20 protein-coding genes are annotated in these 20,638 nt (G+C 65.4%); 6 read left to right on the forward strand and 14 right to left on the reverse strand.

Annotated features, from left to right (window positions below):
- Positions 1–93: 93 nt before the first annotated feature.
- On the reverse strand, positions 94–525 hold the full coding sequence (locus C167_RS0126090) for a DUF1090 domain-containing protein (RefSeq protein ID WP_017521264.1): 432 nt from the start codon (positions 523–525) through the stop codon (positions 94–96).
- 261 nt (positions 526–786) lie between these two features.
- Between C167_RS0126090 and C167_RS0126095 the strand changes: the two genes are divergently transcribed.
- The 3 genes from C167_RS0126095 to C167_RS0126105 all read left to right on the forward strand — a co-directional run bounded on the left by C167_RS0126095 (position 787) and on the right by C167_RS0126105 (position 3,726).
- Entirely contained in the window at positions 787–1,737 is a 951-nt protein-coding gene (locus C167_RS0126095) for an adenosine deaminase (protein WP_017521265.1), read from the forward strand.
- A 295-nt stretch (positions 1,738–2,032) separates the two neighbouring features.
- Positions 2,033–2,713 carry an SDR family NAD(P)-dependent oxidoreductase gene (locus C167_RS0126100; RefSeq protein ID WP_017521266.1) on the forward strand — a complete coding sequence of 227 codons (681 nt, stop codon included), beginning with the start codon at positions 2,033–2,035 and terminating at the stop codon, positions 2,711–2,713.
- A gap of 80 nt (positions 2,714–2,793) precedes the next feature.
- Entirely contained in the window at positions 2,794–3,726 is a 933-nt protein-coding gene (locus C167_RS0126105; protein WP_017521267.1) for an AEC family transporter, read from the forward strand.
- Positions 3,727–4,011: 285 nt separating this feature from the next.
- Here the strand turns inward: C167_RS0126105 and C167_RS0126110 are convergent, their stop codons facing one another.
- The 6 genes from C167_RS0126110 to C167_RS0126135 form a co-directional block, all read right to left on the reverse strand.
- Positions 4,012–5,541 carry an APC family permease gene (locus C167_RS0126110; protein ID WP_017521268.1) on the reverse strand — a complete coding sequence of 510 codons (1,530 nt, stop codon included), beginning with the start codon at positions 5,539–5,541 and terminating at the stop codon, positions 4,012–4,014.
- Between the two features lie 107 nt (positions 5,542–5,648).
- Complete coding sequence (locus tag C167_RS0126115; RefSeq protein WP_017521269.1) at positions 5,649–6,665, reverse strand: heme-dependent oxidative N-demethylase family protein; 1,017 nt, start codon at positions 6,663–6,665, stop codon at positions 5,649–5,651.
- Between the two features lie 14 nt (positions 6,666–6,679).
- A complete protein-coding gene (locus tag C167_RS0126120; RefSeq protein WP_017521270.1) occupies positions 6,680–7,648 on the reverse strand; it encodes a PDR/VanB family oxidoreductase in 969 nt (322 codons plus the stop codon).
- Positions 7,645–8,244 (reverse strand): dimethylamine monooxygenase subunit DmmA family protein, encoded by a 600-nt coding sequence (locus C167_RS0126125; protein ID WP_017521271.1) that lies wholly within the window; start codon positions 8,242–8,244, stop codon positions 7,645–7,647. Before C167_RS0126125 ends, C167_RS0126120 begins: the two co-directional genes overlap by 4 nt.
- A gap of 402 nt (positions 8,245–8,646) precedes the next feature.
- Complete coding sequence (locus C167_RS0126130; RefSeq protein WP_017521272.1) at positions 8,647–10,083, reverse strand: sigma-54 interaction domain-containing protein; 1,437 nt, start codon at positions 10,081–10,083, stop codon at positions 8,647–8,649.
- 10 nt (positions 10,084–10,093) lie between these two features.
- The gene (locus C167_RS0126135; protein WP_017521273.1) at positions 10,094–11,215 is read right to left on the reverse strand and encodes a PAS domain-containing protein; all 1,122 of its coding nucleotides are present in this window, start codon (positions 11,213–11,215) and stop codon (positions 10,094–10,096) included.
- Positions 11,216–11,577: 362 nt separating this feature from the next.
- Here C167_RS0126135 and C167_RS0126140 point away from each other — a divergent pair, with 362 nt between their 5' ends.
- Entirely contained in the window at positions 11,578–11,940 is a 363-nt protein-coding gene (locus tag C167_RS0126140) for a PilZ domain-containing protein (RefSeq protein ID WP_017521274.1), read from the forward strand.
- 188 nt (positions 11,941–12,128) lie between these two features.
- Here C167_RS0126140 and C167_RS0126145 read toward each other — a convergent pair whose 3' ends face one another.
- From C167_RS0126145 to C167_RS0126175, 7 genes are read right to left on the reverse strand one after another with little or no spacing between them, the layout of a single operon-like run.
- Complete coding sequence (locus C167_RS0126145) at positions 12,129–14,225, reverse strand: flagellar biosynthesis protein FlhA (protein WP_017521275.1); 2,097 nt, start codon at positions 14,223–14,225, stop codon at positions 12,129–12,131.
- Between the two features lie 2 nt (positions 14,226–14,227).
- A complete protein-coding gene (gene flhB / locus C167_RS0126150) occupies positions 14,228–15,361 on the reverse strand; it encodes a flagellar biosynthesis protein FlhB (protein ID WP_017521276.1) in 1,134 nt (377 codons plus the stop codon).
- Positions 15,354–16,154, reverse strand: coding sequence for a flagellar biosynthetic protein FliR (gene fliR / locus C167_RS0126155; RefSeq protein WP_017521277.1), 801 nt, complete (start codon positions 16,152–16,154; stop codon positions 15,354–15,356). The genes flhB and fliR overlap by 8 nt, the downstream gene beginning before the upstream one ends.
- Positions 16,155–16,158: 4 nt before the next feature.
- The gene (locus tag C167_RS0126160) at positions 16,159–16,431 is read right to left on the reverse strand and encodes a flagellar biosynthetic protein FliQ (protein WP_017521278.1); all 273 of its coding nucleotides are present in this window, start codon (positions 16,429–16,431) and stop codon (positions 16,159–16,161) included.
- Between the two features lie 10 nt (positions 16,432–16,441).
- Complete coding sequence (gene fliP / locus C167_RS0126165) at positions 16,442–17,209, reverse strand: flagellar type III secretion system pore protein FliP (protein ID WP_017521279.1); 768 nt, start codon at positions 17,207–17,209, stop codon at positions 16,442–16,444.
- A gap of 2 nt (positions 17,210–17,211) precedes the next feature.
- Positions 17,212–17,583: a FliM/FliN family flagellar motor switch protein gene (locus C167_RS0126170; RefSeq protein ID WP_017521280.1), complete on the reverse strand. Its 372-nt coding sequence runs from the start codon at positions 17,581–17,583 to the stop codon at positions 17,212–17,214.
- Positions 17,580–18,419 (reverse strand): FliM/FliN family flagellar motor switch protein, encoded by an 840-nt coding sequence (locus tag C167_RS0126175; RefSeq protein ID WP_026079291.1) that lies wholly within the window; start codon positions 18,417–18,419, stop codon positions 17,580–17,582. The genes C167_RS0126170 and C167_RS0126175 overlap by 4 nt, the downstream gene beginning before the upstream one ends.
- 473 nt (positions 18,420–18,892) lie before the next feature.
- Between C167_RS0126175 and C167_RS0126180 the strand changes: the two genes are divergently transcribed.
- Both C167_RS0126180 and C167_RS0126185 read left to right on the forward strand, forming a co-directional pair.
- Positions 18,893–20,272, forward strand: a complete 1,380-nt coding sequence (locus C167_RS0126180; RefSeq protein ID WP_026079292.1) for a sigma-54-dependent transcriptional regulator — start codon at positions 18,893–18,895, stop codon at positions 20,270–20,272.
- Between the two features lie 23 nt (positions 20,273–20,295).
- Positions 20,296–20,631 (forward strand): flagellar hook-basal body complex protein FliE, encoded by a 336-nt coding sequence (locus C167_RS0126185; protein WP_026079293.1) that lies wholly within the window; start codon positions 20,296–20,298, stop codon positions 20,629–20,631.
- The last annotated feature ends 7 nt before the right edge of the window (positions 20,632–20,638 follow it).

Consider the following 20,638-nt stretch of genomic DNA (forward strand, 5'->3'; position numbering starts at 1 on the left):
CCGCGGGGAATTCATTTGCCCATCGACGTCGGCGTGTCGGATCGGCCATGAAAAAGGCGCCGAAGCGCCTTTTTCCGTGTGGCGACGTTACGACTAGCCGGTGAGGTCCGCTCGGGCTCTTTGCAGCTCCTCGGCGATTTCATTCGCCTCGGCTTGTTTGTCGCGTAGCTTGTTCTGCGCCTTGGTCACTTTCCGGGGATCGCCTTTGGCTTGGGCTTTACGCAGGTCGGCTTGCGCATCCCAGATGTCTTCCTGCTTGTCGCGCAGCTTGTCTTCGAGCTTTTCTACCCAACGCTGCGCACCGCTGTTGCGGTCGGTGGTGCTGTAGTCAAGACAATAGGCGTTGGTCTTGCTCAGTGCTCTTTTCAGCCCGGCGACACGATGAGTATTGCCGTATTGCTGGGCTTTCTGAAGTTGGTATTCCAGCGCCGCACGCTTGTGCGCACAATCTGCCGATGCCAATGAGGTGAATCCCGCTGAAACGGCCAGCAGCAGGGAAATCGCGGAGAGTTTCGCGGTGGTCATGGTGAAGCTCCTCAAATGATTCAGAGGTGATTTAGATGTTTCTCCATGACTCGATGTTGGACGTTGGTGCCAGGTTGCGGTACCGCCTGAAGGCCAAGATGTCGCCTGAAACCATCCCGAACTCTGTAGGTTGATTCCTGTATTGCCGCACTCCATTGCAGTCAGCGAAGGCGTGGTCGTGCTATTCGCCGATATTTGCCCTGCGCCGGGCAGGGCTCGTGCGATAATTTTCGCGATTGCCTGAATAACGAGACCTCACCCATGTACGACTGGCTCAATGCCCTGCCCAAGGCGGAACTGCACCTGCACCTGGAAGGTTCGCTGGAGCCTGAGCTGCTCTTCGCACTCGCCGAGCGCAACAGGGTCGCCCTGCCCTGGGGCGATGTCGAGAGCCTGCGCAGGGCCTATGCCTTCAACAACCTGCAGGAATTCCTCGACCTCTACTACGCCGGCGCCGATGTGCTGCGCACCGAGCAGGATTTCTACGACCTGACCTGGGCGTACCTGCAGAAGTGCAAGGCGCAGAACGTCATCCACGTCGAGCCCTTCTTCGACCCGCAGACCCACACCGACCGCGGCGTGCCTTTCGAGGTCGTGCTGCGTGGCATCCAGGGCGCGCTGAAAGACGGGGAGAAGCAACTGGGCATCAGCCATGGCCTGATCCTCAGCTTCCTGCGTCACCTGTCCGAAGAAGAGGCGTTCAAGACCCTCGAGCAGGCCATGCCGTTCCGCGACGCCTTCATTGCCGTCGGCCTGGATAGCTCCGAGGTCGGCCACCCGCCGAGCAAGTTCCAGCGCGTGTTCGACCGCGCCCGCAGCGAAGGCTTCCTGACCGTCGCTCACGCCGGCGAGGAAGGCCCGCCCGAATACATCTGGGAGGCCCTGGACCTGCTCAAGATCGAGCGCATCGACCACGGCGTGCGCGCCATCGAGGATGAGCGGCTGATGCGGCGCATCATCGACGAGCAGATCCCGCTGACCGTCTGCCCGCTGTCCAATACCAAGCTCTGCGTGTTCGACCACATGCGCGAGCACAACATCCTCGACATGCTCGAGCGCGGCGTGAAGGTGACGGTGAACTCGGACGACCCGGCATATTTCGGCGGCTACGTCACCGAAAACTTCCACGCGCTGCACGAGCACCTGGGAATGACCCAGGAGCAGGCGCAGCGGCTGGCGCAGAACAGCCTGGAGGCGCGGTTGGTGAAGTAATGAGGTCCGGCGTCGGCCTGTAACACCCTCTCCCTAGCCCTGGCTGCGCGCCCCGCTCCGAAGGGAGAGGGGACTGTTCAGAGTGCTCTGACAGTCCCGAGCTCTCCGGTGAGTATCGCTGCTCCCCTTCATGCCATACGGCCCCCTCTCACTTCAGGGAGAGGGCATCGCCCAGCGCCAGATTCTGAACTGGAAACCCCGTCCCGATCCGTCCCCCCGTCTGGCGCCCGCGACCTTTCCCGCAACCCCTGCTACCCCTATAAGAACGCCTCTCCCACCGTCACGAGGTAGCAGCATGAACAGAATCGTCGCCATCACCGGCGGCTTCGGCCATCTGGGCAGCGTGGTCGGCCAGGCGTTCGCCGATGCCGGCTGGAAGGTCGCCCTGCTCGACCGCGCCGTCGGCCCGCGTTATCCACAGGCCGGCGCGCTGTCCGTCGGCGGCATCGACCTCACCGATCCGGCCGCCGCCCGCGCCGCGCTGGAGCAGGTCAACGAGCATTTCGGCGGCCTGGACGCGCTGATCAACGTGGCCGGCGGCTTCCACTGGGAAACCCTGGGGGATGGCGACATCGACACCTGGGACCTGATGTACCGCATCAACCTGCGCACCGCGGTGGTATCCAGCCAGGCCGCGCTGGCGCACCTGAAGGCGCGCGGGCATGGGCGCATCCTCAATATCGCCGCCGCGGCCGCCAACCGCGCGGCCCTGGGCATGGGCGCCTATGCGGCGTCCAAGGCCGGCGTCATGCGCCTGACCGAAGCGTTGGCGGAAGAACTCAAGGATGCGCGCATCACCGTCAACGCCCTGATGCCCAGCATCATCGATACTCCGCAGAACCGCGCCGACATGCCCACCGCGGAATTCGACCGTTGGGTAAAGCCGGAGCAGCTGGCGGCCACCTTGCTGTTCCTCGCCTCGGAAGCGGCGGCGGCCATTACCGGCGCTTGCATTCCAGTCACCGGGCGCGTCTGAACCCCGACCGAGGTCGCATTGGACTGTGGCGGCCTCGGCCCCTATGCTCGCCAGCTGTCCCGTAGTCCGGTTCTGTTGTCATGCCCCACGTCCTGTCCGTCGTCCTGCCGATCTTCGCGCTGATTCTGGTCGGCTGGCTGTGTCGGCGCAGCAACCGCCTCGGCCCGCAGGCGGCCTCGGAGATCAACAAGCTGGTGGTCTGGCTGTGCCTGCCGGCGCTGCTGTTCAAGGTCACCGCCACCGCGACCTGGGCGGAAATCTGGCAGCCGGGCTTCCTCGCCGCCTTTACCGGCGGCTGCCTGCTGGTGTTTTTCGCCACGCTGATCTGGCGTCTGCTGCAGGGCCGCCCGCTGCCGGCGGCGAGCATCGACGGGCTCAGCGCGTCCTACGCCAACACCGGCTACATGGGCATCCCGCTGTGCCTGCTGGTGTTCGGCCAGGACGGCCTGGAGCCGGCGCTGATCGCCTCCCTTCTGGTGGTCTGCGTGCTGTTCGCCATCTCGGTGGTCTTCATCGAAGTCGGCCTGCAGACCGAAAAGCACATCGGCCGTGCCGTGTGGGTGGTGACCAAGGCCCTGGGCAAGAACCCGCTGGTGGTCTCGCCGATCATCGGCGGGCTGTGGGCGGCCAGTGGCATCGGCCTGCCGACGCCGCTGCTGCATTTCCTCGACATGCTGGCGGCTGCCACCACGCCCTGCGCGCTGGTGTCGCTGGGCCTGTTCCTGGCGCAGCGCCAGGAGGGCGGCGAGCAGATCGGCGCCTGGCCGCTGGTGATGATCAAGCTGGTCGGCCAGCCGCTGCTCACCGGCTACCTCGCCTACAAGGTGTTCGACCTGCCGCCGCTGTGGGCGGACTCGGCGCTGCTGCTCAGCGCGCTGCCCACCGGCACCGGGCCGTTCATGCTCGCCGAGTACTACCAGCGCGAGGCGGCGGTGGTGTCGCGGAGCATCCTGGTGTCTACCCTGGGCTCGTTGGTGACGCTCTCCCTGTGCCTGCTGTGGATTGCCCGCTGACACCGAACGTAGGGCGTATAACGCTCCGCGTTATACGCTGATTGACCATGGCCTCAGAGCACTCCGAGGTCGACCTCGGAGCGAGCCTATGGACGAGGTGTAGCGGCGTACAACCGCGAACGGTTGTACGCCTTACGGCTGCTTCTTCGCGGACATAAAAAAACGGACCGACCATCGCGGGGATGGTGGTCCGTTGCGCAAACGCAGGGGTCCGTCACGGGGAAGATAATGACGGACCAGACGCAGCCCCTCAGGCGTATGGCCCGAATTGCGTCAACGTTGCGATCAAGCCGGTTCGGTCAGCGCGCCCGGAGCGCGCTCGGATCGTTGGCGGCCGGAGATCCGGTGGGCGTCGCCCGCCGGTGCGGTGCCCTTGTCGTAGGGCTTGGCCAGCAGCATGTAGACCAGGCCCGCGCCGATCACCACGACGGTGGTGAGGATCATCGAGTAGTTCATGTACCAGGGCGCGTCCGGAGTGCGCGGCCAGACCATGTTGGTGATCGCCGCCACGCCGTAGATCAGTGCCGCGACGTTCACCGGCACGCCCCACTTGCCGAGGGTGAACTGGCCGCCGGGCACCCAGCCCTTGGCCCGGGCGATCAGCGAGGCGATGACGATCAGCTGGAAGGACACGTAGATGCCGATCGCGGCGAAGCCGACGATGGTGGCCACGGCGTCGCCCATGAACAGGCCCAGGCAGACGATGGCCGCCGGCATCACCCCCGCCACCACCAGCGCGACGGCCGGCACGTGGTTGGTGTTGAGCCTGGACAGCGCCTTGCTGCCGACGATCATCTCGTCACGGGCATAGGCGAACAGCAGGCGGCTGGCGGCGGCCTGCAGGCTCAGCACGCAGGACACGAACGACACCATCACCACCGCCATCACCAGTTTCGACCCCACCGGGCCGAAGGCATTGGCGAGGATGGTCGTCACCGGGTCGGTGTCTTCGCCGTTGATCACACGCTGGATGTCCGGCACCGAGAGGATCAGCGCCAGGCACGCGAACATCGCGGCGGCGCCGCCGATGTAGATGGTCATGCGCATGGTCTTGGGGATCATCTTGCCGGGGTTCGGGGTTTCCTCGGCGACGTCACCACAGGCCTCGAAGCCGTAGTACTGGAACAGTCCCGCCAGGGATGCGGCGAGGAAGGCCGGCCAGTAGCTGCCGTCGACCTTGATGTCGAAGGTGTTGAACAGCACGCTGAAATCGTTGTGACGCTCGAAGATCAGCAGGTAGCCGCCCACCAGCAGCGCACCGCCCAACTCGCAGATGAAGCCGAACATGGCAACACGCGCCAGCAGCTTGGTGCCGGAGAGGTTGAGCACGGTGGACAGCGCGATCAGCGCCAGGGCGATGCCGATGGCAGCGTTGCCGTGCATCTCGAAGCCGAGCATGGCGGCCATATACGGACTGGCGCCCACGGCGATGCCGGCAATGGAAGTGCACAGGGCCCAGGCATACACCCAGCCCACCATCCACGCCCAGCGCTTGCCCACCAGGCGACGCGCCCAGGGATAGACGCCGCCGGAGATCGGAAATTGCGAGACCACCTCGCAGAACACCAGGCACACCAGCATCTGGCCCAGGCCGATCAGCAGGTAGGTCCAGAACATCGGCGGACCGCCGGCGGCCAGGCACAGGCCGAACAGGGTGTAGACGCCCACGACAGGCGACAGGTAGGTGAAGCCCAGGGAGAAGTTCTCCCACAGGCTCATGCTGCGTTCGAAGTTGGAGCTGTAGCCGAGGGCGGCGAGCTGCTCGGCATCTTGATCGGTAACGCCAGCGGCACGCTTGGCAGGGGACCCACTCATCGTTGTTTCCTCTCAGGGGGTTGATGGGCAGAAGGCAATCGCCGGCGGGCCTCACGACGCCCGCCGGTTCCCTTTTCGGGTTTCTAGTTGTGTGTGATGGCGCGGCGTTACTGGCCGTCGTCGTACTGCGAGAGCCACTCCACGGCCTGGTCGCGGTATCGGGTGAAGCCCTTGTAGTCGACCAGTTCCTGGTTGAGGGTCTTGAGCACGCGGTGCATGCGCTTGGCCCACGCCGGGTGGGTGGCGATGTCTTCCAGGCTCAGCAGGTAGGTGCGGATCGGGAACACGATGGCGTTGCTGCGCGGCAGACGGTGCAGCGGCTGCAGCTCGATGCGCAAGTAGACCTTTTGACCGGCGTTCTCGGCGGTCACCGTGGTGCGGTCCGGCGCCCATTCGGGCAGGGATTCGGCGGAGACGTCCAGCCGCGGGTTGACGGTCAGCGACCAGTTCAGTCGGCGCACCGGGTGGCCGTTGCGCAGGCGCAGGAGGAACTTCAGCGCGCGGTCGAGCATGCCGGTTTCCTTCACCAGCGGCACCGGGCCGTGGAATTCGTGCCAGGCCATGCCCAGGTTGAAGCGCAGCGAGTAGTCGGCGCGCTGGGTGGCGATGCCCGCGCCCCAGTACAGGGTGCCGTCGCGCTCCTCCTGCAGGACCCAGTCGCCCTGGGCCTGGCGGGTGACGTACTCCATCGGTTCAAAGGGCAGCGTCGACGGATCGCCGAAGGTGAAGGTGTCGTCGATGTTCAGCAGCTTGTTGGTCCAGTGCCAGCGGGTGCCGTCCTTCTCCAGGGAGAAGTACTCCGGGTAGTCCTTGGCGTAGGACTCCATGATCAGTTCGAGCAGGTCCCACTGCGCCTCCATCATGTGCGGTGCGGAGACGTAGTGCATGCCCGGGTCCTTCTCCAGGGTGATCGCACGGTCGCGGCACTCGCTGATGTAGTGCTCGTCGATGTCGAACACCGCGCGGAAGGCGCCGTCGCCCACGCTGACGTGCGGCTCCAGGTTCATCGAGTACATGTACTCGTCGTCCGGGAAGGGCCAGGGCGCGCGGTCGATGCATTCCTGGCTGTTGGCGTAGGTGTAGTCGTCGCGGTAGGTTTCGTCGGGGCGGAATTGGATGGTCATGGTCGTTCTCCGGCTCAGCAGTCGATGACCAGCCGCGAGCACTTGGCACGCGACACGCAGGGCATGATTTTCTTGTTGGCGGCCTTGTCCTCGTCGGACAGCCAGTCGTCGGTGTGGAGGATTTCTCCATCCAGTTCGAGGACGTGGGTCTCGCACATGCCGCAGGCGCCGCCGCGGCACAGGTACGGGATCTCGTGGCCGGCGGCCTCGGCGGCCTCCAGCAGGCTCTGGTCGGGCGAAACCTGGATGGTCGCGCCGCTGCGCGCCAGGGTGACCTGGAACGCCTCGCCGACGCTGCCCTGCTCGAGGAATCGCTCGTAGTGGATGTGGCTGTCGGTCCAGCCGTGGGCGTGGGCGGCGTCGATCGTCGCCTGGATCATCCCCTCGGGACCGCAGACATAGACGTCGCTGCCCAGCGGCCGGTCCGCCAGCACGGCGGCAATGTCCAGGCGCTCGCCGCGGTCATCGCGGTACAGCCGCACGGCATCGCCGTATTCGTGCCGCAGTTCTTCACCCAGGCGTGCATGGGCGTCGCCGCGCACCGCCAGGTGGACTTCGAAGGGCGTGCCGCGCAGGCGCAGCTCGGCCAGCTGCGAGCACACCGGGGTGATGCCCACGCCGCCGGCGATGAACAGGTGCAGGCGCGCGTGCTTGCTCAGCGGGAACAGGTTCACCGGGCGGAGGATTTCCAGCTCGTCGCCTTCCTTCACCACGTCGTGCATGTACTTCGAGCCGCCACGGCCGTCTTCCACGCGGCGCACGGCAATCTGGTAGGCGCTGGCGTCGTAGGGCGAACTCATCAGCGAGTAGGCGTTGCGGTAGGTGCCGGTCGCGTGGGGCATCAGCACCACGACGTTGCTGCCGCCGGAGAAGGGCGTCAGGTGCGCGCCATCGGTGGAGGCCAGGGTGAAGCGCTTGATCTCCGGGGTCACCTGCTCGATGCGGGTGACACGGACATTCAGGGTTCCGTTGGACTGACTCATGTGTCGAGCTCCTCGGCTTCGGGCAGTTCGCCGGGCACTTCGGCGTCGGCCTTCACCGCCTGGAAGGCGGCGAGGCGGCGGGAGTAGTGGTCGCGAACCACCAGGGTGCGGGCGCAGTGCGGGCAGTCGAAGACGCGCTGGGTGACGTTCTCGGTGTAGCCATCGCAATGCACGCACCAGACACGACGCACGAAGGAGCCGGCGTGCTCGCGCAGCACTTCGTCCTTGTTCAGGTTGATCGCGTCGGCGGCCTGCATGGCGGTGCCGATGAAGCTCTCGGAGCCGGCCAGGTACAGGCGGGTGCCCATGCGCGACTGGCCCAGCAGCGCGTGCAGGTCATCCACCAGCGCGCGGTTGCTCGGGTAGATCGAAAGCTCGACGTCGGTAATGTCGCGCAGCGCGGCGAGGTGATCCTTGCCGGAGAAAGTCTCGGTGGAATACAGCACGCGGATAGGCGCGGTGCGCGGCATGTCGGCGAGCAGGCGGAGCATGGCGGCGCCGCCGCTGCCCTGGCCGGCGATGATGTGGTGGTGTCCACCAGCGAGCGGGCGCAACTGGTCGTAGACCGGCCGGCTCTTGATACCTGTGATGAGCATTGTTCTTGTGCCTCCAGAACTGCCGGCTCTCTTAAGTCAGGAGCGCCGGCGCGATTCGAGGACCCGTGCACGGTCACGGGTCGCAGGAGAACAGGGCACAGACTGTGCCAGATATCTAAGTATTTGAAATTTAAAGTAAAAGTAAAAATACGAGATCAGAGGTGTAAGCAGAAATGACAACGCCTGTAGGCAAGCTTGCAGCGGTGGATTGTCGCAGGGGTGTTTCTGCAGGAGAGGCGCAAGCCGCGTGACCCATCAGTCGCGCGCAGGCGAGAAAGGAGAATGGATCTTGTAGGAGCGGATCTTATCCGCGATTCGGCCGACAGGCCGGTGATCGAGGCATTGCACCGTGTCGCGTTGATCGCGGAGAAGCTCCGCTCCTACAAAAGCAGCGGCAAGCGCTCAATCATCGCGCTGCAACTTGCGGATCAAGGTACCGACGTCGATGCCCAGGTGGATCGCCGCCTTGCGCTTGCTGCCGCACAGGCGCACCGCGCGCAGGATCACCTGGCGTTCGTAGCGCTGCACCTGGGCCTTGAGCGGCTGGTCGTCGATGGCCGCAGCCGGTTCGTCGAGCGCGACGGGGCTGCCGGCTGGCGGTGCGCCGAGCAGTTCCGGCGGCAGGTGCAGCTCTTCGGCCACGTCGTCGGCCAGCACGGCGAGGCGTTCGAAGATGTTCACCAGCTCGCGGATGTTGCCGGGGTAGTGGTAGGCCAGCAGGCGCTCGCGGCAGCCCGAGGCGAGCCGCAGCGGCGGCTGGCGGTCGCGGTTGATGCGTGCCAGGAGGATGTCCATCAGCACCGGCAGGTCGTCGCGGTGGGCGCGCAGCGGCGGGATTTCCACCGGCAGCACGGCCAGGCGGTAGTAGAGGTCGGCGCGGAATTCGCCGGCCGCCACCTGGGCGCGCAAGTCCTTGTTGGTGGCGGCGATCACCTGCACCTGGACCTGTTTCGACAAGGGCGAACCCACCGGCTGGATGGTGCCGTCCTCGAGGAACTTGAGCAGCTTGGCCTGCACCTGCAGCGGGATCTCGCCGATCTCGTCGAGGAACAGCGTGCCGCCCGAGGCGCTCTCGATATAGCCGCGCTTGCCCGACTGCAACGCGCCGGTGAAGGCGCCGCGCTCGTAGCCGAACATCTCCGATTCGAACAGGGTTTCCGGGATGCTCGCGCAGTTCACGTCGATGAAGGGCCGGTCGCCCCACCCGGCGGCGCGGTGGATGTGCCGGGCGATGGCGGTCTTGCCCACGCCGGGCTCGCCGAGCAGCAGCAGGCGTGCGCGGCGGCGGAAGGCACGCACGCCCATGTCGGCGATGGAGGAGAGCAGCGGCGACATGTGCAGGGCGTTGTCCTGGGGGTCGCCCAGGCCTTGCAGATCGGTGGTCGAGGCGCGCCCGGACGGGCTGCGCAGGCTGCCGGCGGTACCCGGCTCGTATTCGCGCTGGATCAGCAGGTTGTAGGGCTTCTCGTAGGCCGTCGTCGGCACCGCCTGGGCACGGGTGAGGAACACCCGGCCATCGCGGGAGCGGGTCAGCGCGCTCTTGCCGCCACGGCGCAGGGCCTGCTGGAAGTCATCGAACTGCAGCGCCGAGCGCTGGAAGAAGTCCACGTCCGGCAGGCCCAGTACATCGACGCGGGTGACGCGGTTGACCCGCTCCGCCGCCAGGTTGATGAAGCGTACCCGCGAGTCGCCGTCGCAGACGATCAGCGCCTCGCTGAAACTGTCGAGCAGGGCGTGCAGCGCGGGTGTTTCCAGCAGCGCGGAAAGCATCTCCGCCGACGCACTGACCGACGAGCGCATGCCCATGCGCAGCGGCGCGAAGAAGCCTTCTTCGCTCATGCTTCTTTGCTCATGGATGCAGCTCCGTCGCCTTGTTCGCCTGGCGCAGCACGAAGACGCGCCAGGCCACGCCCTCGCGGATGAGGATGCGCGAGCAGTGGCTGTTGAAGGACTGGTAGTTGCCGAACTGGTCGGGCAGGTCGAGCACCTGCCAGGTGCGTTCGGGCAGCGGCATGCGGTTCAGCGTCGAGGCCAGCCCGGCCGCGCGGGTGATGCCGAAGGTCTGCTCGAAGGCCGCATTGCGCCATTGCGGTTGGGCCGCCTCGTCGATCACCAGCACGGCGTCGGGCACCGCGTCGAACACCCGGCGCAGCGCTTCGATGCGCTGCTCGGCGTCGTGCTGCATGCGCAGCTCCTGGCTGACGTCGCGCAGACTGCCCCACATGCGCAGCAGGCGGCCGTTGTGGATGCTGGCGCGCACGTCGTTCTCCACGTAGGCCGGCGAGCCGTCGTGACGACGATCCACCGACAGCGCACCGTCGACGTGGAATTCCGCCTCGATCAGGCGCCGCACGAATTCTTCGTTGGCCGGGCTGCGCGGCCAGTACAGGCGCACCGGCTGCTCGCTGAAATCGACGTCGGCGGGCATCTCGTAGATGTTGGCCATGGCGCGGTTGCACATGCGCCAGTAGGAGCGGTTCTCGAACACCTGGCGGACGATCTCGTCGGGGGTCTCACGCACATCCACGGACTCGGCGAACTCGATGCACCAGTAGGCCACCCGTGCGCTGAAGAGCATCTGGCTCATCACTTCGTTGGCGCTCTGCAGTTCGCCCAGGCGGCGGCTGATCGGCCCCAGCGGCATCTTCACCAGGTGCAGGCGCGCCGGCTCGCCGTCGCGCCACTGCAGTACGCCGCTGGCGAGCACTGGCAGCAGGCCGCCGTTGTGGCGGATCAGCGTCAGCTCCAGGTCCTGTACACGCTCGTCCGCCGGCGGGCTGGCGAACAGTTGCATCAGCGCATTCAGCGAGTCGGCGGTGTAGATGAGCTCGGCGGCCTGGCCATCGAGGGAGCCGGGCGCGTAGCCGAGCTGGTCGGTCTGTTCGGCGGAAACTTCGATGAAGCGTCCCTGGGACGTCAGGCTGTCGGACAGCAGCAGGCCCCTGTCCAGCAGCAGTTTCAGCGGGTCCATTTGTCCCTCCAAGGCAGATCTCCGATGCAAATTTCCAACAGGACGGTGCGGCCGCCAGGCGGCCCGCGGGATGAGCAAGGCATGTTGCATGCCAGCCGGAAACGCCCAGGCCCCGTGGGGTGGCGCGGAGGGGTGTATGCAAAATCGCAGCACCCTGCGCATTCGCGCAGCGCATCGGCGCAGATTACCTGCTGCGCGATTGCAGCAGCGCGCCGGGCGATGGAAGGCGCGGCGATTTCCGGCCAAATACTGGCCATTTGATAGCTTTTGAGTTCGTTTGAGCCGCTGTCGCTGCTAGGATGCGCGCGCGTTTCGTTCCCCGAGGCGCCCGCCCCAGAGCCCGTTCCCTACAAGAGGCCGCCATGCGCAAGCACCGTCGTTTGACCTTCCGCCACATCGGCCAGATCAACGTGACCAACCGCCTGAGCGGCGACCCCATGGGGGTGGTCCTGGACGTCTCGATGGGCGGCCTGCGGCTGGTGACCGAGGAGCCGCTGGCGCCGGGCAGCTGCTACGACATGCGCCTGGAGATTCCGGTGCGCGAGGATCACACCCGTTCGGTGGATATCACTGCGATCTGCCAGTGGTCGAAGAAGGATGCCAAGAACGCGCGCTTCGAGCAGGGCTTCAAGCTGGACCGACCGAGTGCGGCGTTTACCGAACTGGTGACGTCGATGTCGGTGAGTTTCAATCGCAGTCTGCTGGGGCGGGCGCGGTTGTCGTGATGGGTTGGCTTGGGTGCCGTCTGATGCCCCCTCTCCCTGAAGGGAGAGGGGGCCGTTCTGCGTCCGCGCCAACCACAGTGGTAGCCGGCGAGCGCTGAACTTCCAACTCGCTCAGGACAATCCCCTCTCCCTTCAGGGAGAGGGTTAGGGAGAGGGCAACGCCCAGCTCCCGAATCTCCCGAAACGCCTTACCCCAACGTCCCCAATATCTGCACCCCCACCCGCTCCGGAATCTCGTTCTGCGACAGCACGTGCAACCCCGGGCTGAACACCCGTGCGTAACGCGCCAGCAGCGGCCGCAGCTGTGGCATCACGGTGAGGATCGGCGGGTGGCCTTCCTTGCGCAGCTTTTCCTTCACTACCGGCATGCTGTGCTGCAGCTGGTTGAGCAGGCTGGGCTCCACCGGGATGTTGTCCAGGCTCACCGGGCCGGCCTGCTGGGCGATGCTCAGGGCGCCGAGCAGGGTGTTCTCCAGGGCGTTCTCCAGGACGAACACGGTCAGCTCGGGGCGGTCGCCGGCAATCGATGAGACGATGCTGCGGCGCAGCGCATAGCGCACGTCGGAGGCCAGCAGCACCGGGTCCTTGGTGGTCTCGCTGCCTTCGAGCAGGGCGCTGGCGATGGTGACGATGTCCTTCAGCGGCACTTCCTCCTGCAGCAGCTGGCGGAACACCCGGTGCTGCTGCGAATAGGTCAGTTGCGCCTTCAGCGATTCGGCGAGCTTGGGCGCCTGCAGGGTCAGGCGCTGCATCAGGTGCTCGACGTCGTCGTGCTTGAAGATGTCCGGCAGGTGCTCGCGTACCACCTTGTTCAGGTGCGTGGCGACCACGCTGGCGCAGTCGATCACCTGGTAGCCCAGGTTCAGCGCGCGGGACTTGTCCGCCGGGAGAATCCACACCACCTGCATGCGGTACGCCGGGTCGACGCCGAGGATGCCGTCGATCTCGCCGTAGAGTTCCGGCGAGGGAATCGCCATCAGCCGGTCGGCGTGGATTTCCGCGCCGTCGATGCGCTCGCCGTTGATGTGGATGGCGTACTGCGAGGCCTTCAGGCGCAGGCTGTCGCGGATCTGCACTTCCGGCAGGAGGAAGCCGAGGTTCTCCGAGAGCGTCTGGCGCACCCCGCGAATCCGCTGCGGCAGCGGCGCGCCGCTGGCCTCGTTGACCAGGCTGACCAGCTTGTAGCCCAGCGAGATCGACAGCCGCTCCACCAGCGGGATGTCTTCCCAGCCCAGTTGCTGGGCGCGCTCCTGGTCCATGGCATGCGTCAGCGCCTGGGTCTGCTCCAGGGTCTGCGCCTCGATCGGCGGGCCGGCCAGCGACAGGCGCCAGGCAATGAAGGCCACCAGCGCGGCGAAGGCGAAGAACGCCACGTGCGGCATGCCCGGTACCAGGCCGAGCACCACGAGTATGCCGGCGACGGTATACAGCAGTGACGGCGAGGCGAGCATCTGCTTGCGCACCAGGCTGGTGATTTCCGCCGACTCGTTGACCCGCGTGACGATGATCGCCGCCGCGGTGGACAGCAGCAGCGCCGGGATCTGCGCCACCAGGCCGTCGCCGATGGTCAGCAGGGCGTAGCGCTGGAAGGCTGCGCCCGCCGGCAGGTCGTAGACGAACACGCCGATGGCCAAGCCGCCGAACAGGTTGATCAGCAGGATCAGGATGCCGGCGATGGCATCGCCGCGGACGAACTTCGACGCACCATCCATCGCGCCGTAGAAGTCGGCTTCCTTGGCCACTTCCGCACGGCGGCGCTTGGCTTCGTTCTGGTCGATCAGTCCGGCGTTGAGGTCGGCGTCGATGGCCATCTGCTTGCCGGGCAGGGCGTCCAGGGTGAAGCGTGCGGTCACCTCGGAGATGCGCTCGCCACCCTTGGTGATGACCATGAAGTTGATGATCATCAGGATCACGAAGACGATCAGGCCGACGATGAAGTTGCCGCCGATCACCACGTGGCCGAAGGCTTCGATCACCTTGCCCGCCGCGCCCGTGCCGGTGTGTCCGTCGAGCAGCACCACGCGGGTGGAGGCGACGTTCAGCGTCAGGCGCAGCAGCGTGGTGACCAGGATCACCGTGGGCAGCAGCGAGAAGTCCAGCGGGCTCTTGGACGACACGCTGACCAGCAGCACCAGGATCGCCACCACGATGTTGAAGGTGAACAGGGCGTCCAGCACCAGCGGCGGCAACGGCAGGATGATCATCGAGAGGATCGACAGGATGATCAGCGGGATGCCGATGCGGCCGCTCTGGAAGGTCGGCAATAGTGACTGCAATAGGCGCATGGTCAGACTCTGTTCAGCAGTTCTTCGGGAATGGGGACGTTGCGTATCAGTTCCGGCCGCTCACGGCGCCCGGAGCGCCAGGCCTTGAGCTGGAGGATGTAGGTCAGGACATGGGCCACGGCCTTGTACAGCTGCGCGGGAATCTGCTGGTTCACCTGGGTGGTGGCGTAGATGGCGCGGGCCAGCGGCGGCAGCTCGAGCACTTCCAGGTCGTGGGTCTTGGCCAGCGTGCGGATGTACAGCGCGGTCTCGTCCAGGCCCTTGGCGACCACGTAGGGGGCCTGGGCCTTCTTCGGGTCGTAGCGCAGCGCGACGGCAAAATGCACCGGGTTGACGATCACCACGTCGGCGCTCCTGATGCTCTTGCTGATCTGCCGGTGCACCAGCTGGCGCTGCAACTGGCGGATGCGCGCCTTCACTTCCGGCCGGCCTTCCTGGTTCTTGTGCTCTTCCTTGCGCTCCTGCTTGGTCATGCGCAGCTTCTTCTTGAAGAAGAAGTACTGGATCGGGATATCGATGACCGAGAACAGGATGAACACCACCAGCAGCGACAGGGTGATGTCGTAGAAGGTGCCGAAGGCGGCGGCGATGGCGCTGTGCACGTTGCTGCGCTGCAGTGCCAGCAGGCCGGGCAGGGCGCCGTGCAAATGGTAGACGGCGACGACGATGAGCACGGCGATCTTCAGCAGCGACTTGGCCAGCTCGGTCCAGTTCTGCAGGGAGAATATGCGCCCCAGCCCGGTGATCGGGTTGAGCTTGGACAGCCTGGGCATGAAGTTCTTGCTGGAGAAGATCCAGCCGCCGGGGATCATCGAGAACAGCACCACCAGCAGCGGCGTGACCAGCAGCGGGAGCAGCGTGGTGATGAACAGCACCAGGTGATGGCCGAGCACCAGCGGCAGGTCGTCCAGGCCGATCTCGCTGTGCCTGAAGTCGATGAAGGACAGGGCGAAGCCTTGCTTCAGGCCGTCATAGAAATGCTCCACGCAGAACTTCAGCGCGACGAGCGTGGCCAGCAGCGAGAGGGTCGTGGAGAGGTCCTTGGAACGACTGACCTGGCCATCCTCGCGGCTCTTCCTGAGCTTCTGCTCGGAGGCCTCTTCCGTTTTCTCCTGGGCGCTGTGCTGGTCAGCCATGACGCCCCTCGCGGAAGATCACGCCGATGGCATCGAGCACCTGGCGGGTGAGCTTGAGGTAGTTCTCGGGGATGTCCGGCAGGGTCAGCCAGATGCACGCAAGACCGGCCAGCACCGCCATGGGAAAGCCCAGGGAGAACAGGTTGAGCGCCGGCGAGATGCGGTTGAGCAGGCCGAAGCAGAACTGCACCAGGGTCATGCAGAACACCACCGGCAAGGTGATCAGCACCGCGGCGGAAAACACCCAGGCGAGGCTGCCGGCCACCGACGCCAGCCCCAGGTAATGCAGTCCGCTGCCCACCGGCCAGTGGACGAAGCTCTGGTAGAGGATGCTCACCACCAGCAGGTGACCATCGATGGAGAGGAACAGGAACACCAGCAGGATGAAGTACAGCTGGTAGAGGATCGAGGACGACGACACGCCATTCATGGGGTCGTTGTACACCGCCATGCTCAGGCCCAGCTGGGTGGAGATCACGTCGCCCACCAGGGTGAACACGGTGAACACCAGCATCAGCGCAAGCCCCAGCATCAGCCCGAAGATCACCTGCTCCAGCGCCACCAGCAGGCCCTGCGCGGACAGTGGATCGATGGCTGGCGGGCGCGGCAGCGCGGCGCCCAGGGCGACGGTCAACGCCAGCCCGAGGAGGATGCGCAGGCGCGCCGGGATGGCCTTGTGGCTGAAGATCGGCGCCAGCGCGAACACCGCCATGATCCGGCAGAAGGGCCACCACCAGGCCTGCAGCGCTTGCAGGTAGTCGAAGGCCTGCAGGAGGGATGCGCCTTGCTGCATGGCATCAGCCGACCAGGCGGCCTGCCTGGTGGAACGACTCGATGAACAGCTCGGACAGGGTGCGCAGGATCCAGTGGCCGGCGAACACCAGCATCCCCAGGGTGATCAGCAGGCGCGGCAGGAAGCTGAGCATCTGCTCGTTGATCTGCGTGGCAGCCTGGAAAATGCTCACCAGCAGGCCGCCGATCAGGCTCGGCAGGATCAGTACGCAGACGATCAGCGCGGTGATGTGCACGGCGTTGGAAACGATATCGACGGCGCTTTCCGGCGTAAGCATCGCAGGGCTCCTAGAACGGCTGCACACTGCTGGTCAGCGTGCCCATCATCAGGGCCCAGCCGTCCACCAGCACGAAGATCATCAGCTTGAACGGCAGCGAGATCATCATTGGCGAGAGCATCATCATGCCCATCGCCATGAGCACACTGGCCACCACCAGGTCGATCACCAGGAATGGGATGAAGATCATGAAGCCCAGCTGGAACGCCGTCTTCAGCTCGCTGAGCACGAACGACGGCAGCAGCAGGGAGAAGTCCAGGTCTTCCAGTTTCTCCGGCACGGTTTCGCCGGCCAGGCTGACCATGGTTTCCAGCGAGGTGCGGTTGGTCTGCGCCAGCATGAAGCGGCTCAGGGTCTGCTTGGCGCGGCCCAGGCCGTCCTCCAGGCTGATCTGGTCGGCCTCGAAGGGCTGGTAGGCATTGCTGTAGATGTCCTGCCAGACCGGGCGCATCACCATCAGCGTCATGATCAGCGCGATACCCACCAGCACATTGTTCGGCGGGCTCTGCTGCAGGCCGATGGCCTGGCGCAGGATGGCGAGCACGATGACGAAGCGGGTGAAGCAGGTCATCAGCATGAGCATGGCGGGCAGGAAGCCCAGCAGCGTCATGACGATGAGGATCTGCAGCTTGACGCTGAAGGCCTGGCCGTCCGCCGTGTCGTGCAGGTTGAACAGCGTGACCTCGCCGCCGGCCGCCTGCGCGTGGAGCGGGCAGAGCGCGGTGATGAGCAGGCCAAGTGCGGCCAGCGATCTGCCGGTCAGGAAGCGGTGCAGCATCTTCAGGCCGTCAGGGCGTCGAGGCTGGCGCCGCACAGCTCGAGCACGCGCAGGCCGTAGTTGCCGTTCATCACGACCACCTCGGCCTTGGCGAACAGTGCGCCATTGACCTTCACGTCCAGCGGCTCGCCGGCGAGCTTGTCGAGGATGATCACGCTGTTGGCATCGACGTCCATCAGTTCCTTCAGGGAGATTTCCACCGAGGCGACTTCCAGGGTGACGTTCACCGGGATCTTGCCGAAGAAAGCCAGGTCCTGCTGCGGCAGCGGCGCGCGTGCAGGCTCGGCGGGGATGTCGGTGACGTCCTGGGTGAGGCCCAGGTCGCCGTCGTTGATCAGCGACTCGAACTCGGAGTCGGAGAGAGAACCGGTCATGGGTTTTTCACGCTTTCCAGGGAGGAGAGGAAGAGGGTGCCGTCGTCTTCGAAGATGGCGCCGCGGAACAGCTTCTGCTGGTTGACCCGCACTTCGACGCGCTCCAGCGGGCGGATGGTCAGCACGTCGCCGGGCTCCAGGGCCAGCACCTGCGACAGCGGCAGGCGCGCGGCGGCGACCACGCAGTCCAGGCGCAGCGGCAGGTGCTTGATGTGCTCCACCGGGTTGCCGGTCAGGCGCGGCGGCGGAGGGCCGGCGAGGCGGCGGGTCAGTTCGTCCGCCAGCGGGTTGTCCAGGTAGAGGTAGAGCGAGGAGCGCTCGCCGGTCAGGTGGCTGACGTAGCTGAACTCGGCCACGTACTCCCACTGCACCTCTTCATAGGTGGGGTCGATCTGCTGCAGTCGGCCCACCGATTCGCCCATCAGCAGGGCGCGGCCGAACAGGTCCACCACGTCCAGGCCGAGGCGGTCGAGCATGCGCTGCTCGGAACTGCTGATCGGCGGCGTGTCGCGATTGGCGACCACGGTACCGCCGTAATAGCACTCGATGACTTCGGTGAGCAGGGCACGGTCCATGGCGAAACCGAACTTGCCCAGGGGCGAATCGAATAAACATTCCAGTTCACGGGGAAGTTCCTCGTGAACGGTCAGGTTGTTCAGCTCGAGATTGATTCGATAATGCCGCAGGAAATAGTCGCTGATGATTCGCGGATATTTTCCGGAGATCTCTTTGATGTACTGCGGGATCTTGTGATAATGCCGGCCGAGTTTCTGCGGTTTCAGTCGAATCAGACTGTCGGCGGGCACGCCATGGTGGACTTTTGATTTACCAGTCATGCTCAGCGTCGTACTTCCAGGTTCGATCTGCCATCTGCCCAAGGACACGGGAGGTGTCATGACCGCCGGGATCGGCTGATCGTTGCTCGCGGCATGCTCTGTCTGTCAGGAAGCCCGTGACTGCTGCGTCGCAGGCTGCTGAAGTGGCGCAATGATAGCGTTCTGAGGTCGCCCGATTAAATCAATAGATATCAAATGCTGTTTTTGACGGAACTTTTTGTCTATTGATTTAAATTAATCGGCGCGAAGCTATGGCGAAGTGCTGGCACTTGTTAGTGTGGGTGGGTTAGTTACAGGTTGCAGCACTTCAATCATGACGAAGTTGTTGCAATGCCACCCGTGAGAGAGCCCTTCCCTGAAGAAGTTCCGCAATCGCCGATGGAAAGATTCGGCCGATGCTGGCGTTGAACGAGGGCGGGTTGTTCGAGCGCACTAGCGAATGGAAAGTTGCGGTGAACAGTTTAAGCCAGTCGATCGATCAATTATGTGAAACGCTGCTCGAAGAGCGGCCGGCGCAGAAAAAAGTTGCGATCATCGGGCCGTCTTCGGACGCCGCTCACGCCCTTCTTTTGCAGGCGCTGCTGGCTGAAGGCTGCCGCGTCGAGCGCTTCTCCGGCTTCGCCGAACTGGCCCGTGCACGCAGCGGCGCTTCCCTGCTGTTCATCCTTGCGGGCGCCTTCCCCGCCCCCGACCTTTATGCTCAGGTCGGCGCGCTGCTCAGCGATGGCCGCGAGCGCGATGTGGTGCCTATCGTCAGCTATGAAGAGCAGGACAAGGCCGCCACCCTGCTCGACCTGGGTTGCGTCGACTACCTGCTGTCACCCTTTGGCGCTGGCCAGCTCGCCGCGCTGCTGCGTCGTCAGGAGGCTTCCAGCGCCGCCCAGGAACTGTTCGTCTCGCGCTCCCAGGCCGGCCGCCGCCTGCTGGCCATGGCGCAACGCGTCGCGCAGACCCGCGCACCGATCCTGATCACCGGCGAGACCGGTACCGGAAAGGAGCTGCTGGCCCGCTACATCCACGGCATCGCCAGCCCGGTCGCGCCTTTTATTGCGGTGAACTGCGCGGCGATCCCCGAGGCGATGCTCGAATCCATCCTCTTTGGCCACGAGCGCGGCGCCTTCACCGGCGCGGTGACGGCCCAGCCGGGCAAGTTCGAACTGGCCAACGGCGGCACCCTGCTGCTGGACGAGATCGGCGAGCTGCCGCTGGCCCTGCAGGCCAAGCTGCTGCGCGTGCTGCAGGAGCAGCGTGTGGAACGCCTGGGTGGGCGCCGCGAGATCGAGCTGGATGTGCGCATCATCGCCGCCACCAACCGCGACCTGCAGGCCGAGGTCAGCGAGGGCCGCTTCCGCGCCGACCTGATGTTCCGCCTCGACGTGCTGCCGCTGCACATCTCGCCCCTGCGCGAGCGCAAGGAAGACGTACTGCCGCTGGCGCGTCGTTTCATCCGCCAGTACGCCCCGCTGGATGCCGAGCACGACCTGCTCACCGAGTCCGCCAGCCGCGCGCTGTTGCAACACGACTGGCCGGGCAACGTGCGCGAGCTGGAGAACACCCTGCAACGCGCCCTGGTGCTGCGTAACGGCCTGTTCATCCAGCCGCGCGACCTCGGCCTGGCTGCGCCGGATGCACCGCTGGCGACCGTCGCGGCGGTGATCCCGCTGGCGGCCGAAGGTGGCCGCGCCGCGCTGCGCGCCAGCGGCAAGCTCGCCGAGTACCAGCACGTCATCGACACCATCCGTCGTTTCGGCGGGCACAAGACCAAGGCCGCCGAAAGCCTGGGCATGACCACCCGCGCGTTGCGCTACCGGCTCAACGCGATGCGTGAGCAGGGCGTGCAGGTGCAGTTCTGATTTCGTTTCCGCAGGGGACTTCCATGAGTTCGATCATGCAGGTGCAGCAGGACATGCTGGACCGGATGAACCGTTACGCCGACCTCGCCAGTGGCCCGGCCGTGCGGCCCGCCGCGCAGCTCGCCGGCAATACGCCGACGCAGGGCATCGGCGCCAGCTTCGAGCAGGCGCTGCGTTCGGTGGACGCCGAGCAGCACAAGTCCAGCGCCGCCATGGCCGCGGTGGACAGCGGCCAGAGCGACGACCTGGTCGGCGCCATGATCCAGAGCCAGAAGGCCAGCGTGTCGTTCTCCGCGCTGCTGCAGGTGCGCAACAAGCTCACCGGCGCCTTCGACGACATCATCCGCATGCCGCTGTAAGGACCGA

It is taken from the genome of Pseudomonas nitroreducens TX1, assembly GCF_000313755.1.
Lineage (GTDB): Bacteria > Pseudomonadota > Gammaproteobacteria > Pseudomonadales > Pseudomonadaceae > Pseudomonas > Pseudomonas nitroreducens_A.

Excerpts from the sequence above, each read along its gene's own strand:
- C167_RS0126090 (WP_017521264.1), bottom strand. The coding sequence starts at position 525 with ATGACCACCGCGAAACTCTCCGCGATTTCCCTGCTGCTGGCCGTTTCA.
- C167_RS0126095 (WP_017521265.1), top strand. The coding sequence starts at position 787 with ATGTACGACTGGCTCAATGCCCTGCCCAAGGCGGAACTGCACCTGCAC.
- C167_RS0126100 (WP_017521266.1), top strand. The coding sequence starts at position 2,033 with ATGAACAGAATCGTCGCCATCACCGGCGGCTTCGGCCATCTGGGCAGC.
- C167_RS0126105 (WP_017521267.1), top strand. The coding sequence starts at position 2,794 with ATGCCCCACGTCCTGTCCGTCGTCCTGCCGATCTTCGCGCTGATTCTG.
- C167_RS0126110 (WP_017521268.1), bottom strand. The coding sequence starts at position 5,541 with ATGAGTGGGTCCCCTGCCAAGCGTGCCGCTGGCGTTACCGATCAAGAT.
- C167_RS0126115 (WP_017521269.1), bottom strand. The coding sequence starts at position 6,665 with ATGACCATCCAATTCCGCCCCGACGAAACCTACCGCGACGACTACACC.
- C167_RS0126120 (WP_017521270.1), bottom strand. The coding sequence starts at position 7,648 with ATGAGTCAGTCCAACGGAACCCTGAATGTCCGTGTCACCCGCATCGAG.
- C167_RS0126125 (WP_017521271.1), bottom strand. The coding sequence starts at position 8,244 with ATGCTCATCACAGGTATCAAGAGCCGGCCGGTCTACGACCAGTTGCGC.
- C167_RS0126130 (WP_017521272.1), bottom strand. The coding sequence starts at position 10,083 with ATGAGCGAAGAAGGCTTCTTCGCGCCGCTGCGCATGGGCATGCGCTCG.
- C167_RS0126135 (WP_017521273.1), bottom strand. The coding sequence starts at position 11,215 with ATGGACCCGCTGAAACTGCTGCTGGACAGGGGCCTGCTGCTGTCCGAC.
- C167_RS0126140 (WP_017521274.1), top strand. The coding sequence starts at position 11,578 with ATGCGCAAGCACCGTCGTTTGACCTTCCGCCACATCGGCCAGATCAAC.
- C167_RS0126145 (WP_017521275.1), bottom strand. The coding sequence starts at position 14,225 with ATGCGCCTATTGCAGTCACTATTGCCGACCTTCCAGAGCGGCCGCATC.
- flhB (WP_017521276.1), bottom strand. The coding sequence starts at position 15,361 with ATGGCTGACCAGCACAGCGCCCAGGAGAAAACGGAAGAGGCCTCCGAG.
- fliR (WP_017521277.1), bottom strand. The coding sequence starts at position 16,154 with ATGCAGCAAGGCGCATCCCTCCTGCAGGCCTTCGACTACCTGCAAGCG.
- C167_RS0126160 (WP_017521278.1), bottom strand. The coding sequence starts at position 16,431 with ATGCTTACGCCGGAAAGCGCCGTCGATATCGTTTCCAACGCCGTGCAC.
- fliP (WP_017521279.1), bottom strand. The coding sequence starts at position 17,209 with ATGCTGCACCGCTTCCTGACCGGCAGATCGCTGGCCGCACTTGGCCTG.
- C167_RS0126170 (WP_017521280.1), bottom strand. The coding sequence starts at position 17,583 with ATGACCGGTTCTCTCTCCGACTCCGAGTTCGAGTCGCTGATCAACGAC.
- C167_RS0126175 (WP_026079291.1), bottom strand. The coding sequence starts at position 18,419 with ATGACTGGTAAATCAAAAGTCCACCATGGCGTGCCCGCCGACAGTCTG.
- C167_RS0126185 (WP_026079293.1), top strand. The coding sequence starts at position 20,296 with ATGAGTTCGATCATGCAGGTGCAGCAGGACATGCTGGACCGGATGAAC.